At 63.3% G+C, this 13,790-nt stretch carries 14 protein-coding genes and 1 pseudogene; 10 read left to right on the top strand and 5 right to left on the bottom strand.

Annotated features, from left to right (window positions below):
• Both NKI18_RS23340 and NKI18_RS23335 read right to left on the bottom strand, forming a co-directional pair.
• Positions 1–393: a DoxX family protein gene (locus NKI18_RS23340; protein ID WP_023675853.1), complete on the bottom strand. Its 393-nt coding sequence runs from the start codon at positions 391–393 to the stop codon at positions 1–3.
• A gap of 155 nt (positions 394–548) precedes the next feature.
• Positions 549–1,325 carry a VOC family protein gene (locus tag NKI18_RS23335; RefSeq protein WP_352621375.1) on the bottom strand — a complete coding sequence of 259 codons (777 nt, stop codon included), beginning with the start codon at positions 1,323–1,325 and terminating at the stop codon, positions 549–551.
• A gap of 173 nt (positions 1,326–1,498) precedes the next feature.
• Here NKI18_RS23335 and NKI18_RS23330 point away from each other — a divergent pair.
• From NKI18_RS23330 to NKI18_RS23300, 7 genes and pseudogenes are all read left to right on the top strand, one after another.
• Positions 1,499–2,192, top strand: a pseudogene (locus NKI18_RS23330) (gamma-glutamylcyclotransferase).
• A gap of 165 nt (positions 2,193–2,357) precedes the next feature.
• Positions 2,358–3,722 carry an NAD(P)-dependent oxidoreductase gene (locus tag NKI18_RS23325; protein WP_352621378.1) on the top strand — a complete coding sequence of 455 codons (1,365 nt, stop codon included), beginning with the start codon at positions 2,358–2,360 and terminating at the stop codon, positions 3,720–3,722.
• 2 nt (positions 3,723–3,724) lie between these two features.
• Positions 3,725–5,038 (top strand): NAD-dependent dihydropyrimidine dehydrogenase subunit PreA, encoded by a 1,314-nt coding sequence (preA, locus tag NKI18_RS23320; RefSeq protein ID WP_352621380.1) that lies wholly within the window; start codon positions 3,725–3,727, stop codon positions 5,036–5,038.
• Positions 5,039–5,318: 280 nt separating this feature from the next.
• Entirely contained in the window at positions 5,319–6,680 is a 1,362-nt protein-coding gene (locus NKI18_RS23315; protein WP_353020661.1) for an IS4 family transposase, read from the top strand.
• A gap of 115 nt (positions 6,681–6,795) precedes the next feature.
• On the top strand, positions 6,796–7,314 hold the full coding sequence (locus NKI18_RS23310) for an RrF2 family transcriptional regulator (protein WP_352621383.1): 519 nt from the start codon (positions 6,796–6,798) through the stop codon (positions 7,312–7,314).
• A gap of 13 nt (positions 7,315–7,327) precedes the next feature.
• Entirely contained in the window at positions 7,328–7,786 is a 459-nt protein-coding gene (locus NKI18_RS23305) for a carboxymuconolactone decarboxylase family protein (protein WP_352621385.1), read from the top strand.
• Positions 7,787–7,838: 52 nt separating this feature from the next.
• Complete coding sequence (locus NKI18_RS23300; RefSeq protein WP_352621815.1) at positions 7,839–8,216, top strand: DoxX family protein; 378 nt, start codon at positions 7,839–7,841, stop codon at positions 8,214–8,216.
• 23 nt (positions 8,217–8,239) lie between these two features.
• Here NKI18_RS23300 and NKI18_RS23295 read toward each other — a convergent pair whose 3' ends face one another.
• Positions 8,240–8,962, bottom strand: a complete 723-nt coding sequence (locus tag NKI18_RS23295; RefSeq protein ID WP_352621813.1) for an SDR family oxidoreductase — start codon at positions 8,960–8,962, stop codon at positions 8,240–8,242.
• Complete coding sequence (locus tag NKI18_RS23290; RefSeq protein WP_352621811.1) at positions 8,959–9,810, bottom strand: SDR family NAD(P)-dependent oxidoreductase; 852 nt, start codon at positions 9,808–9,810, stop codon at positions 8,959–8,961. Before NKI18_RS23290 ends, NKI18_RS23295 begins: the two co-directional genes overlap by 4 nt.
• 105 nt (positions 9,811–9,915) lie before the next feature.
• On the opposite strand from NKI18_RS23290, the gene NKI18_RS23285 reads away from it, so the two are divergent.
• Entirely contained in the window at positions 9,916–10,788 is an 873-nt protein-coding gene (locus NKI18_RS23285; protein WP_353020656.1) for a helix-turn-helix transcriptional regulator, read from the top strand.
• Between the two features lie 226 nt (positions 10,789–11,014).
• Here NKI18_RS23285 and NKI18_RS23280 read toward each other — a convergent pair whose 3' ends face one another.
• Positions 11,015–11,656, bottom strand: a complete 642-nt coding sequence (locus tag NKI18_RS23280) for a TetR family transcriptional regulator C-terminal domain-containing protein (protein ID WP_352491100.1) — start codon at positions 11,654–11,656, stop codon at positions 11,015–11,017.
• Positions 11,657–11,899: 243 nt separating this feature from the next.
• On the opposite strand from NKI18_RS23280, the gene aptA reads away from it, so the two are divergent.
• A complete protein-coding gene (gene aptA / locus NKI18_RS23275; protein WP_352453401.1) occupies positions 11,900–13,228 on the top strand; it encodes an omega-aminotransferase AptA in 1,329 nt (442 codons plus the stop codon).
• A 139-nt stretch (positions 13,229–13,367) separates the two neighbouring features.
• Positions 13,368–13,787: an endonuclease domain-containing protein gene (locus NKI18_RS23270; protein WP_352621806.1), complete on the top strand. Its 420-nt coding sequence runs from the start codon at positions 13,368–13,370 to the stop codon at positions 13,785–13,787.
• Positions 13,788–13,790 lie beyond the last annotated feature (3 nt).

The raw sequence follows: 13,790 nt of genomic DNA, 5'->3' as shown, positions 1-13,790 counted from the left end.
TCAGGCACCGCGGCGGTTGTCCAGCGCCAGGGCGCCGGCGCCGGCGAACACCAGATACAGGAAGATGAAACAGAACGATATTGCCGCATCGCCGCCATTGTTGACCGGGAAGAAGTCGCGCGGCATGTGCGCCATGAAATAGGCGATCGCCATCTCGCCGCTGAGAAGGAATGCCACCGGTCTGGTGAAAAGCCCCAATACCAGCAGGATGCCGCCTCCGAATTCCAGGATGGCCGCGGTCAGCGATAGCCCGCTCATGGTGCCGGCATGGTCGCCGACGGGGAAATTGAACAGTTTCTGGGTGCCGTGCTCAATGAACTGCAGCGCCGTCATGATGCGCAAGGCGGCAAGGGCGAACGGTTGATATCCGGCGAGGCCTTCGAAAAGCTTCATCTACGACTCCATTTTCACCTAGCCCGGCCATAGGTCATCGCCAAAGGCCGGACCATTCACATGGTCCGGCCTGCATTCAACTGTCGGTGAGTGAGTCGTGAGGCGTGCTGCAGCCTTGGGGCCGCACGATGGCGGCCCCGCGATCAGCGCGGCCGTTAATGCCCGGGCGCTGTCAGAGCAAAGTGCGCGCCTTGCGGGTCTGTGCACTGTATGATCCAGCTGCCGCCGGGGACCTCCATCGGACCCATCAGGATCTTGCCGCCATTGTCGGTGACGCGCTTGGCTGCCGCGTCGATGCCGGGCACGTTGAAATAGAACTGCCAGACCGGCGCCGGGATCTGCTCGGGCTTGTTCATCATGCCGCCAACCGGCTCGCCGCCGAAGGCGAAAAGCTGGTAGACGCCCATCGGACCCATATTCATGGCGTCGCCCTTCTCCCAGCCGAACTGGCTGGAATAGAAATCGAACGCCGCCTTCCAGTCTGACGTGTAGAGCTCATGCCAGCCGATGTTGCCGGGGGTCGCCAACGGTAGCGGCGGCTGGTCGGGGCCGCTGGGCTGCAGGAAGTTGAACATCGCGCCTTGCGGGTCTGCAACGACGGCGAAGCGGCCGACGCCAGGAATGTCGTCGGGCTCGCGGTGAACCGCGCCACCAGCCTTCTTGAGGGAGGCCGTTGCGGCATCGACGTCCCTGGTGAGGATATAACCGACCCAGGCCGGCGGCATGCCCATCTTGCGCGCGTCATCGGGCAGCGTCATCAACCCGCCGACGCCGCGCTCGCCGACATTCATGACGATATAGCGCGGCATGCCCTGGGCCCCTTCGAAAGGCTGCCCCCTCCAGCCCACCACGGAGGTGTAAAACGCCTCGGCGGCGTCGAGATCGGTGGTCATCAGCTCGTACCAGGAGAAGGGCTTGGGGGACTGTGGCATTGTCGTGCTCCTTGCGGTTTGTACATCGATCATGCGCGATCCATTCTAGGACGATCTTCACGACGAAAATCCGACAGCCAACCAAAAAAGATGACGGCAAATTGGAAATGTTACCGGGTTGCGCGCCCTGCGGTTTTCGACTTTGCTCGCAGTCAACGAGGGGTTGTTGATCCATGCGCCGGATGTCGCTCACTTCCGAACTTGTCGCGCTGTGCCATCGGGAGCAGGCCGATCCCGGCCCCGATGGCAGCTGGACGCAGCTGACGGACGAAGACTTCAGGGCCCTTGCCTTGCGTCTTTCAAGCGAAGCGGACGAGGCCCCATTATGGGTGTTCGCCTACGGCTCGCTGATCTGGAAGCTGGCGTTCGAGTCCACCGAGCAACAGCGTGCCACCGCGTTTGGCTGGCATCGGTCCTTCTGCCTCGACATGGTCCGCTGGCGCGGCAGCGTCGCGCAGCCCGGACTGATGATGGCGCTCGAGCGGGGCGGACGCTGCAATGGCGTCATCTACCGCCTGCCGGAAGGCGAAAAACCGCTGCAGATCGAAAGGCTGTTGCGGCGCGAGATCGACGACCGCGAGAGCATCGGTTCGGTCAGGTGGCTTCCCGTGCATACGGCCCAAGGCACAGTCAGGGCGTTGGGCTTCTGGGTCGGCGTAACCGGCAGGGGCACCTCGCTCAAACAGCCGCTGGAAAAGGTGGCGCGGGTGCTGGAGAGAGCCTGCGGGCACGTCGGATCCGGTGCCGAATATCTCTACAATACCGTCAGTCACCTGGAAGAATTCGGCATTCGGGACCGCAATCTGTGGCGGCTGCAGGAACTCGTCGTCGAAGGAGATACTCTCCATCCACGGCAACACCGCCTGAACGCGGTTCCGTAACTGCTTCGTGACGCGCATGGCCGTTTGTAAAACATGACTGTTATCGTCATGTTTGTTGAGGCTTTTCAGTTGCTTGCGTCGAAAATTGACCAATTGATAAAAAAATAAAACGTGCTAGCCTTCCCCAAAACAAGAACATGGAGAACTGACGATGCCAGAAGGCCAGTTCAAGCAAGGCATTGCCGGCGGGCGGCTTTCGCCGGAACAATATGCCGATAATTTTGCCGACCTGCACCCGCCGCTCGATCATCACGAGGCGCTGGTCGAGTCCGACCGCTGCTATTTCTGCTATGACGCGCCGTGCATGAATGCATGCCCGACCTCGATCGACATCCCGCTGTTCATTCGCCAGATTTCGACGGGCAATCCGATCGGCTCAGCCAAGACTATTTTTGACCAGAACATTTTGGGCGGCATGTGCGCCCGCGTCTGCCCGACCGAGACGCTGTGCGAAGAAGTCTGCGTGCGCGAGGTGGCCGAAGGCAAGCCGGTGCAGATCGGTCGCCTTCAGCGCTACGCCACCGATGTCGCCATGGCCGAAAACAAGCAGTTCTACGAGCGCCCCGAACCGACCGGCAAGACGGTCGCCGTGGTCGGCGCCGGACCGGCGGGGCTTGCCGCCGCGCATCGGCTCTCCCGCTACGGCCACGACGTGACCATCCTGGAAGCTCGGCCAAAGCCCGGCGGCCTCAATGAATACGGTATCGCCGCCTATAAGAGCGTCGACAATTTCGCCCAGGCTGAAGTCGACTATGTCACGTCGATCGGCGGCATCGACATCCAGAACGGCAAGGCGCTCGGCCGTGATTACCAGCTGTCGGACCTGACCAGGAATTACGATGCGGTGTTCCTCGGCATGGGGCTTGCCGGCGTCAATGCCTTGCGAGCGGATGGCGAGGAGGCGCAAGGCGTCAGCAATGCCGTCGAGTTCATTGCCGAGCTTCGCCAGGCCAGTGATCTGGCCAGCCTGCCGGTCGGCCGGCGTGTTGTCGTCATCGGCGGCGGCATGACGGCGATCGACGCGGCGGTGCAATCGAAGCTGCTCGGAGCCGAAGAGGTGACGATCTGCTATCGGCGCGGCCCGGAGCACATGAATGCCTCCGAATTCGAGCAGGATCTGGCTGCCGCCAACGGCGTCATCATCCGGCACTGGTTGCAGCCGAAGCGGGTCATTGCCGACGGCGGCAAGGTGTCGGCGATCGAGCTCGAATACACCGCGATGGACGGCGACCGGCTCGTCGGCACCGGCGAGCGGCTGACGCTGACCGCCGATCAGGTGTTCAAGGCGATCGGCCAAAGCTTTGTCCCAGCTGCGCTCAACGGCAGCGGTGCCTTGCTGGCCCTGGAAGCCGGCCGTATCAAGGTCGACGCCGAAGGCCGCACCTCGCTGCCAAACGTCTGGGCCGGCGGCGACTGCATTTTCGGCGGCGATGACTTGACTGTTTCAGCCGTCGCGCAAGGCCGCGATGCGGCGGAGAGCATTCATCGGGCACTGACCTCGAACGGGAGGGCATGAGCATGGCAGACATCCGCAATAATTTCGTCGGCATCAAATCGCCGAACCCGTTCTGGCTGGCTTCGGCGCCGCCGACCGACAAGGCCTACAACGTCATTCGCGCCTTCAAGGCGGGCTGGGGCGGCGTGGTATGGAAGACGCTCGGCGAAGAGGGCCCGCCGGTGGTCAACGTCAACGGTCCGCGCTACGGCGCGATCTGGGGCGCCGACCGCCGCCTGCTTGGCCTGAACAATATCGAGCTGATCACCGACCGTGACCTGCAGGTCAATCTGCGCGAGATCAAGCAGGTCAAGATGGACTGGCCCGACCGGGCGATCGTCGTCTCGCTGATGGTGCCTTGCGAGGAGCATGCCTGGAAGGCGATCCTGCCGGTAGTCGAGGAGACCGGCGCTGACGGCATCGAACTCAATTTCGGCTGCCCGCATGGCATGTCGGAACGCGGCATGGGTGCGGCAGTCGGCCAAGTGCCGGAGTACATCGAAATGGTGGTGCGCTGGTGCAAGGCCAACACCCGCATGCCTGTCATCACCAAGCTGACGCCCAACATCACCGACATACGCAAGCCGGCACGCGCTGCGCTTGCCGGCGGCACCGACGCGGTGTCGCTGATCAACACCATCAATTCGATCACCGGCGTCAACCTCGACAATTTCGCACCGGAGCCGACGATCGACGGCAAGGGTTCGCATGGCGGCTATTGCGGTCCGGCGGTGAAGCCGATCGCCATGAACATGGTGGCCGAGATCGCGCGCGATCCGGAAACGCATGGCCTGCCGATCTCCGGTATCGGCGGCATCACCACCTGGCGTGACGCCGCCGAATTCATGGCGCTTGGCGCCGGCAATGTGCAGGTGTGCACGGCGGCGATGACCTACGGCTTCAAGATCGTGCAGGAGATGATCGCCGGCCTGGAAAACTGGATGGACGAGAAGGGCCATGCCTCGCTCGACGACATCGTCGGCCGTGCCACGCCCAACGTCACCGACTGGCAGTATCTCAACCTCAACTACGTCGCCAAGGCGCATATCGACCAGGATGCCTGCATCAAATGCGGCCGCTGCCACATCGCCTGCGAGGATACCTCGCACCAGGCGATCACCGCAATCGTCGACGGCGTCAGGCATTTCGAGGTGATCGAGGCCGAATGCGTCGGCTGCAATCTCTGCGTCAATGTCTGCCCGGTCGAGAACTGCATCACCATGGAGCCACTGGCGGTCGGCGTGATGGACCAGCGCACCGGCAGGCCGGTGTCGCCGATCTATGCCAACTGGACGACGCATCCGAACAATCCGATGGCCAAGGTGGCGGCGGAGTAGAGACGGACGAGGATCGCCTGCCTCGCACTGGCAAGAGAGGAATCGCCAAGCAACAAATGCGGCTGGCCCGCAGAATTTGGGTTCCTCGCCCCACAAAGTGGCTAGGGGATGCACACATCTTTTCGTTGCGTCGATGACTCATCTGTGAGTTGCGGCGTCGGGTTGGTGTGTGATTCTGTAGGCGACGTACTGAGGGAGGCGTCGCGGTGTCATCTATGGGATTGTTGGGGTCGTTCGGTGACGAACGGCTCGAAAAAAGGGGGTCCAGCTTCTGGAGCGGATGGTGTCGCGCGAGAGCGTGTGCCTGCGCCGCTTGGCTGGAGGAGCCCGTAGCGGGATCGTGGGCTTTTGTCGGTTCCTGGCGAACGCTCGGGTGACGACGGACAGGCTGATTGAAGGTTGGGGCGCTGCGACGGCTGAGGCTAGCGCCGGTCGTCATGTGCTGGCGATCCAGGACACCAGTGAGATCAATTTCGCGACGACGCCGGAGTATCGGCGTGGCCTTGGCGAGATTGGCAAGGGCGGCGGCCGTGGCGTGTTGCTGCACGCGATGCTGGGCATCGATGCCGAGACGGGCGGCGTTCTGGGGCTGGTGGCGGGCCGGGTGTGGACGCGCGAGGGGCGTGTGGAGGTTGCTCATGCCAAGCGGCCTCTGTGCGACAAGGAGTCCGAGCGCTGGTTGAGCACGGCCGCGGCGGCCAAGCCGGTGTTGAAGTCGGCTGCACTGGTGACCGAGGTGAGCGACCGCGAGAGCGACATCTACAGCAAGTGGGCGCTTGTACCCGAACCCGGCTTCCACATTCTGACCCGCGCCATGCACGACCGCCGGATCCAGGGCGGCGGCAAGCTGTCGACCGCACCGCTGCAGGCCGCCGGAGAGGCCATGGTCGAGCTGCGCGCGCGGCCTGGTCGGGCGGCGCGCACGGCCCGGCTGGTGGCGAGCTTTGCCCAGGTCGAGGTCGTGCGCCCCGACAACACGATTGAAGAGGGCCTGCCCAAGACGGTGAGCGTGAGCTTGGTGCAGGTAACCGAGATCGACCCGCCGCAGGGCGCCGAGCCGATCCTGTGGCGACTGCTTACCACCCATCTCGTCGAGGACGCGGCCATGGCCTGGCGGATGGTCGATTGGTATCGCATGCGCTGGACCATCGAGCAGTTCTTCCGCACCCTCAAACAGCAGGGGCTTCAGCTGGAAGACAGCCAACTGGAGACCGCCGAACGGGTCGTCAAACTGACCGCCATCGCCGCGCGAGCCGCCTGTGTCGTCATGCAACTCGTCCAGGCCCGCGACGGCCGATCCGCACAACACGCCGCCATCGCCTTCACCCACGCCGAAATCGACACGCTTCAAGCCCTGCTGCCCACACTAGAGGGAAAAACCGCCCTGCAGAAGAATCCCCACCCCCCAATCCCTCGCTTGGGCCGCCTGGATTATCGCCAAACTCGGCGGCTGGGACGGCTATCCAAAGTCCAAAGCCCCAGGACCCATCACCTTCCGACACGGATTGCAGCACTTCCTGTCCATCGCCCATGGATGGGCGCTTCGAAATGTGTGAATCGCCTAGCCGCTCCGCGGGGGCGAGGAACCCAAGTACTGCCAACCTGCGGCTACGGGGCAATAGAGGGCGGCGCAACGATCTGAAAGGATCAATTCCGGAACGTCACAAACCCGCCACCGCACCGCCAAAGTGGTATATTTCTATTGCAGATGAATTTTATCCATGATAAAAAATATCCATGAATTGGAGATCAGAACAATGAAGCTTGGCGAAGGCGTCGAAGCGGCCATCCACTGCGCCGCGATGCTCGCCGGCGTTGATGGCGTCGCGACCTTGCCAGGTGCTGCCATGGCCGAAGCGTTCGGGCTGTCGCCGAGCTATCTGCTTAAGCATCTCAACGCGCTGACTGCGTCCGGCATTCTGGAATCAGTGCCGGGGCCGTCTGGCGGCTACCGGCTGGCGCGGCCGGCGGAACGCATAACGCTGCTCGATATCGTGCTGGCCGTCGAGGGGCGTGAACCGGCATTCCGCTGTGCCGAAATCCGCCAGCGCGGCCCAGCGAAGCTCGATGCCTCGGTCTATGTCAAACCCTGCGGCATCAACGTAGCCATGCTGAAGGCCGAGCGTGCCTATCGCGCCGCGCTCGCCGACGCCCGGCTGTCCGACATCGTTGCAGAATACACGGCCGATGCCGATCCCCGTTCGGTCGCCGCGAACTGCGCCTTCGTCGAGCGCCATCGGCGGCCGCAGAAATCAAGTTCAACCAAGCAAGCATGAAAGGCTACAGACGATGAAACAGAGGCTGCAATTTTTCGGCGCGGCGCCGGAGATCATGAAGGCGGTGTCGGCGCTCAACAAGGCAGTCGACGAATGCGGGCTCGAAAAAAGCCTGTTGCATCTGATCAAGCTCAGGGCGTCGCAGATCAACGGCTGCTCGTATTGCGTCGAGATGCATAGCCGCGAAGCGCGCCGCGACGGCGAAAGCGAGCAGCGGCTCTATCTCGTCTCCGCCTGGAAGGAATCGCCGCTGTTTTCAGAGCGCGAACGCGCGGCTTTGGCCTGGACCGACGCGCTGACCAGGATTGCCGACAACGGTGTGTCGGACGAACTCTATGCAAGGACGCTCGAATATTTCTCGGAACAGGAGCTGGTCAAGCTGTCGGTTGCGCTCGGCATGATCAACACCTGGAACCGGCTTTGCGTTCCGTTCCATGCAATCCATCCGATGCCAGCGGTCATGGCCGCTTGAGGACCAGGCGCGCGGCCTTGGGCCGCGCGCCTCTTTTCCAAGGACCGACAGCATGTTTTCAAACTTTGATAGTGAGATTCTATTCGCCGCCCGCCTGCTGCTTGGCGGCGCCTTTGTCTTTGCCGGCCTGCGCAACATCCAGAATGCGGCGTTGGTGAGCCAATTGATGACGACGCGCGGCGTGCCGCAGGCGCGGCCGGTGCTGTGGCTGGGGATCGTCCTGCAGATCATCGCCGGAGCGCTGGTGATCGCGGGCATCTGGACCGCTGCGGCGGCGGCATGCCTGATCCTGTTCCTGGTTTTTGCTACGCCGATGTTCCACAATTTCTGGGATCATCAGGGGCCCGAGCGCGCGTCCCGCATCAACGGCTTTGTCGGCAACGTCGCGCTGACCGGAGGATTTCTGGCGCTGATCGCGCAGTCGCTTTGACACGCCTCGTGGAGGCAGCCGCCTTACGCCGCATACCGCAAGCCGCCGTCGCAGGTCAGCACCTGGCCGGTGACGAAGCTGTTCGAAACCAGGAACGCGATCGCGCTGGCGACGTCCTCGGCGCGGCCGATGCGGCCGACCGGTGTCTTGCCGGCATAATCGGCAAACACCGCATGGCGCTGTTCATCGGGTAAAAAGTCCCACCAGGGCGTGTCGATGACACCTGGCGCCACGACATTGACGCGTAACGGCTTCAGCTCCATCGCCAGGATCGGCACCACGGTCAGCAGCATGCCGTTGACGGCGGCGATGCCGGCGACACCCGGCGCTGACAATTGCGCCGACACCGCCGAGATGAAAGTCACCGAGCCGCTCTTGTTCAGCGTCGGCAAGGCGGCCTGCAGGCAGGAGAGCTGTGGCCGGACTTTCTCGTCGACGCCGCCGCCGATGTCGGTCAGGTCAAGCGTCTCGAACGCGCCGAGGCCCTTGCCGCCGCTGGCGGCCAGCACCAGGTGATCGAAAGGGCCGAGATCGCTGAAGAACCGGCGAACCTCGTCCGGCTTCGCGGCGTCGAAGGCAGTTTTTTCGACTGTGCCGCCAAGGCTTTGCCATGCGTTGTCGAGCTTTTCCCTGCTGCGCCCGGTGATCGTCACCTTCATCCCCGGGCCGAGCAGCTTTGTCGCGGTGGCGAGGCCGATGCCGGAGGAGCCGCCGACGATCACGGCGTGCTGCGTTTTCTCGATCATGAATTTTCTTTCTTCGATGTTGCGGAGGCGGGTGCGAGCCCGACAAGGCAGAGGCTCAATTCACGCAACTGCTGCCTCGCCTTCGCGTCATAGGCTTGCGCATCGGCGCGGGATTCCCTTTGGCCGTCGAAATAGAGGCCGCTTCGCCCTTCGAGCGCCGGCGATGTGGCGAGATTGATGATGGCTTCGGCACCGGTTTCGACCGAACTCCAGGGTGTGACGCCCGCCTGCCGCACCATCGTGGTGTTCATGTAGCTTGCCGGATGCAGGCTGTTGACCGTGACGCCGGTGCCGTTCAGCTGCTCCGCCAGATCGATGGTGAACATGATCTGCGCCAGCTTGCTCTGGCAGTAGGCACGAACGCCGTCGTAGGAGCGGGTCAGCATGACATCCCTGAAGTCGATCGCCCGTTGCCCGGCCGAGGCGACATTGATGATGCGCGCCGGCGCGCTGGCCTTGAGCAGTGGCAGCAGCTCCGTGGTGAGCAGGAAACCGGCGAGGTAGTTGACGGCAAAGCGCAGCTCGTAGCCGTCGGCGCTGACCTGCCGTTTCGCGTTGGGGCCGGCGGTGCCGACGCCGGCATTGTTGATGAGGATATCGAGCCGCTTGGTCCTGGCGCGGACGGCTTCGGCGAGGCGGCGGACCTCGGCCAGGGAGGAGAGATCGGCGACAAGCAGCTCGGCCTTGCCGCCGGCGGCTTCGATCTCGGTCACGATCGCCTTGCCCCTTGTCGCGTCGCGGCCATGCACCAGGATGCGGGCGCCGCCGGCGCCGAGCCGTTGCGCGACAACGCGGCCGACGCCGTCGGTCGAGCCGGTAATCAGGATCGTCTTGTCTTTCAGTTCCATGTTCAGAGCCTCCATGTCATCGCTCTGAGCAGAAAGATGGGGCACCAGACGCATGCCAAACAGTTCAAACTTTATCCTGGTATCGGTACTGCTATAATAGCGCCGATGGATTCCACCACGCATTCTGCCGAAGGCAGCCGTCGCCGCGAGCTTGGCGCCTTTCTGCGTTCGCGGCGCGAAAGGCTGACGCCATCGGCCACGGGCATCTCGACCGGCCTGCGCCGGCGCACACCCGGGCTGCGCCGCGAGGAGGTGGCGATGATCGCCGGCGTTGGCACGACCTGGTACACCTGGCTGGAGCAGGGGCGCGACGTCAGGCCATCGGTGGAGGTGCTGACGGCGCTCAGTCAGGCGTTGCGCCTGGACACGGCCGAGCAACGGCATCTGTTCATCCTTGCCGGCCGGCCGCAGCCGGAGCGTCGTCTCGATGTGCCGGAAAAGGTCGATGGCCCGTTGCTGCACATGCTGCAGAGCCTGGTCCTGCAGCCGGCCTATGTCCTTGGGCGGCGCTGGGACGTGCTGGCCTGGAATTCTGCCGCGGCAGCCGTGTTCGGCGACTATGGCCTGCTGGAGGGCGATGCCCGCAACATCGTCCATATGGTTTTCACCAATCCGCAGCATCGGCGCCTGCTTGTCGACTGGGAGGAACTGGCGCGCGCCGTGCTGGCGTCGTTCCGGGCAGAAAGCGCCAGATATGTCGGCGACCCGGATTTCGAGCGGCTGATCGCGCTGATGACGCGCTCTAGCCCGGAGTTTCGCGCCTGGTGGCCGCTACGCGACGTGGCCCGCAACCTATCGGGTGTGAAGCATGTCCGGCACCCGATAGCGGGCGCCATGGCTTTCGAGCATATGAGCCTGTCGATCGACGACGGCTCGGACATGAAGCTGATCGTCTACACGCCGCTCGCCGAGCAGAACTCGATCGCCAAGCTCGAACAGCTGCTGGAGACGCTTCCGGCCGAGCGGCGCAGCGCGTGAACCCAGCTTCGTCATCCTGGGGCGTAGCAGCCGCGAAGCGGCGTCGCGGAGACCCTGGGATCCATGCCGTGACATCTGCCGAAGAATGCAGCGGAGCAGAATCCTGCACCGCAGCAACGCTCTGACGCCACGGCATGGATCCTGGGGTCTGCGCTGCGTCGCTCCGCTCCTTGCTGCGCCCCAGGATGACGAAGCAATGGGGGAGGTTTGCGACAGCCGAGCTGCCTCAGCCCTTCGGCTTCAGCCCGTCGATGAACAGCTGCTCGAGAAATCTTGCGGCGTCCTCGAAGCGGCCGTCGCCGCCGCGGTCGGGGCCGAGCACGGCGCGCACCTGGACGTCGAAATCGGCGTAATGCTGCGTTGTCGCCCAGATCGAAAAGATCAGGTGCCAGGGGTCGGTGCGGGCAATCTTGCCGGCGCGCATCCAGCCCTTGATGACGTTGGCTTTCTCGTCGACCAGCGTCTTCAACTCGCCTTCCAGCATCGGCATGATGCGCGGCGCGCCCTGCAGGATCTCGTTGGCGAACAGCCGGCTCTCGCGCGGGAAATCGCGCGCCATTTCGAGCTTGCGCCTGATGTAGCTGCGCAGTTCGGTCAAGGGATCGCCGATATCGTCGAGTTCGCGCAGCGGCGCCAGCCAGGTGTCGAGAAGCCGCTGCATCAGCGTCTTGTGGATGTCCTCCTTGCGGCGGAAATAATAGAGCAGGTTCGGCTTCGACATGCCGGCGGCTTCGGCGATCTGGTCGATGGTCGAGCCGCGAAAACCATTGGTCGAGAAGACTTCGAGCGCGGCCTCCAGGATGAGCTCGCGCTTTTCCAGCTGGATGCGGGTGCGGCGAGGAGCGGAGCTTTCGACCGCCCCCGTCACCCCGAAAAACCTTCGCTGGGAGGAGTGTCTGGACCAATTCTCTGGACCAGTTTTTCCTCGCCCTGTGGAGCGCACTTCGAAAGCCGCATTTCCGCTAGTAATCCCTTGACCGCTGATAAGGCGGTGCTAACGTTTGTCCAACCGGTCAAAAATTTGCGTAGCACGAAAACGTCGCGAAGACCAAGCGTTGGTAAGACCAAGCGTTAGCCGCACCGAAACAGGTTACAAGGGGAAGTCTTGGTCATGTCCAACCGGCTGAAAGTCACGCCGAACGATCTCAGCGCATTCTGGATGCCGTTCACGGCAAACCGGCAGTTCAAGCAGGCGCCGCGCATGATGGTGTCGGCCAAGGATATGCACTACACGACCAGCGACGGGCGCAAGGTGCTCGACGGCACCGCCGGCCTGTGGTGCGTCAATGCCGGCCACTGCCGCCCGAAGATCACCGAGGCGATCCAGAGCCAGGCGGCAGAGCTCGACTACGCACCCGCGTTCCAGATGGGCCATCCGATCGTGTTCGAACTGGCGAACCGCTTGGTCGACATCGCGCCGAAGGGCATGGACCATGTGTTCTTCACCAATTCCGGATCGGAATCGGTCGAAACGGCGCTGAAGATGGCGATCGCCTATCACCGCGTAAAAGGCGAGGGCTCGCGCACCCGTCTGATCGGCCGCGAACGCGGCTATCACGGCGTCAATTTCGGCGGCATCTCCGTCGGCGGCATTGTCACCAACCGCAAGATGTTCGGCACGCTGCTCGGCGGCGTCGATCACATGCCACACACGCATCTGCCGGAAAAGAACTCTTTCACCAAGGGCGTGCCGGAGCATGGCGCGGAACTGGCGAACGAGCTGGAGCGCATCGTTGCCCTGCACGACGCCTCGACCATTGCCGCCGTCATCGTCGAGCCGGTGGCCGGTTCCACCGGCGTCATCCTGCCGCCGAAGGGCTATCTCGAGAGGCTGCGCGAGATCTGCACCAAGCACGGCATCTTGCTGATCTTCGACGAGGTCATCACCGGTTTTGGCCGCCTCGGCACGCCGTTCGCCGCCGACTATTTCGGTGTCACGCCGGATATCATGACCACGGCGAAGGGCGTCTCCAACGGCGTCATCCCGATGGGCGCGGTGTTCGTGAAGAAGGAAATCCACGACGCGTTCATGACCGGGCCCGAGCACATGATCGAGTTCTTCCACGGCTACACCTATTCGGGCAATCCGATCGCCTGCGCGGCGGCGTTGGGCACGCTCGACACCTACAAGGAAGAGGGGCTGCTGACGCGCGGCGAGGAACTGGCGCCGTATTGGGAGGACGCACTGCACTCGCTGAAAGGCGAGCCGAACGTCATCGATATCAGAAACATCGGCCTGATCGGCGCGATCGAGCTGGCGCCGATCGCCGGCCAGCCGACGAAGCGGGCCTTCTCGGCTTTTGTCAAGGCGTTCGAGCGCGGTGCATTGATCCGCACCACCGGCGACATCATCGCGCTGTCGCCGCCGCTGATCATCACCAAAGGCCAGATCAACGAATTGATCGACCATGTGCGCGAAGTGCTGAGGGCCGTGGATTGACGAATGTGCCGCAGCTTTCCCTCCCCCTCGAGGGGAGGGTGGCCGCGAAGCGGCCGGGTGGGGTCGGCGCGGCAGCGCGCCAGCCTGACCTTCGGCCGCATAGGTGCCTGTGATGCCCCGGACCCGCGTGAGCTTCGAAATGCGCCAGAAGGCGCGCGCGCTTCGAGTTCATGCGACCAAAGGCGAATCGCTGCTTTGGTATGAACTGCGCGATTTGAAATCGGCCGGGATGAAATTCCGCCGCCAGTGTCCGATCGAGCCTTATATCGTCGACTTTGCTTGCCTTGCGGTAAAGCTGGTCGTTGAAGTCGATGGTGATCTGCACGAACAGGAGAAGGGCAAACGGCACGACGCCGTCCGTGATGCCTATCTGCGGTCGCTCGGGTTCGATATCTTTCGCGTCGATGAGCCCGATGTCATAAACAGCGCTTGGCATGTCGCACAGGTGGTCAAGGAGAAGGTCGCGCGCATGTCAGCCGACCCCACCCGACCGCTTCGCGGCCACCCTCCCCTCGAGGGGGAGGGGGACGCTGGCGTGCCACAACCAATGAGGTTTTAGAAT

This window comes from Mesorhizobium sp. M0800 (genome assembly GCF_040320095.1).
In the GTDB taxonomy this organism is placed as follows: Bacteria; Pseudomonadota; Alphaproteobacteria; order Rhizobiales; family Rhizobiaceae; genus Mesorhizobium.
This window is presented reverse-complemented; position numbering and strand designations above follow the sequence as displayed.

Coding starts and splice junctions, on each gene's coding strand:
- NKI18_RS23340 (WP_023675853.1), bottom strand. CDS start 393: ATGAAGCTTTTCGAAGGCCTCGCCGGATATCAACCGTTCGCCCTTGCC.
- NKI18_RS23335 (WP_352621375.1), bottom strand. CDS start 1,325: ATGCCACAGTCCCCCAAGCCCTTCTCCTGGTACGAGCTGATGACCACC.
- NKI18_RS23325 (WP_352621378.1), top strand. CDS start 2,358: ATGCCAGAAGGCCAGTTCAAGCAAGGCATTGCCGGCGGGCGGCTTTCG.
- preA (WP_352621380.1), top strand. CDS start 3,725: ATGGCAGACATCCGCAATAATTTCGTCGGCATCAAATCGCCGAACCCG.
- NKI18_RS23315 (WP_353020661.1), top strand. CDS start 5,319: ATGGTGTCGCGCGAGAGCGTGTGCCTGCGCCGCTTGGCTGGAGGAGCC.
- NKI18_RS23310 (WP_352621383.1), top strand. CDS start 6,796: ATGAAGCTTGGCGAAGGCGTCGAAGCGGCCATCCACTGCGCCGCGATG.
- NKI18_RS23305 (WP_352621385.1), top strand. CDS start 7,328: ATGAAACAGAGGCTGCAATTTTTCGGCGCGGCGCCGGAGATCATGAAG.
- NKI18_RS23300 (WP_352621815.1), top strand. CDS start 7,839: ATGTTTTCAAACTTTGATAGTGAGATTCTATTCGCCGCCCGCCTGCTG.
- NKI18_RS23295 (WP_352621813.1), bottom strand. CDS start 8,962: ATGATCGAGAAAACGCAGCACGCCGTGATCGTCGGCGGCTCCTCCGGC.
- NKI18_RS23290 (WP_352621811.1), bottom strand. CDS start 9,810: ATGGAACTGAAAGACAAGACGATCCTGATTACCGGCTCGACCGACGGC.
- NKI18_RS23285 (WP_353020656.1), top strand. CDS start 9,916: ATGGATTCCACCACGCATTCTGCCGAAGGCAGCCGTCGCCGCGAGCTT.
- aptA (WP_352453401.1), top strand. CDS start 11,900: ATGTCCAACCGGCTGAAAGTCACGCCGAACGATCTCAGCGCATTCTGG.
- NKI18_RS23270 (WP_352621806.1), top strand. CDS start 13,368: ATGCGCCAGAAGGCGCGCGCGCTTCGAGTTCATGCGACCAAAGGCGAA.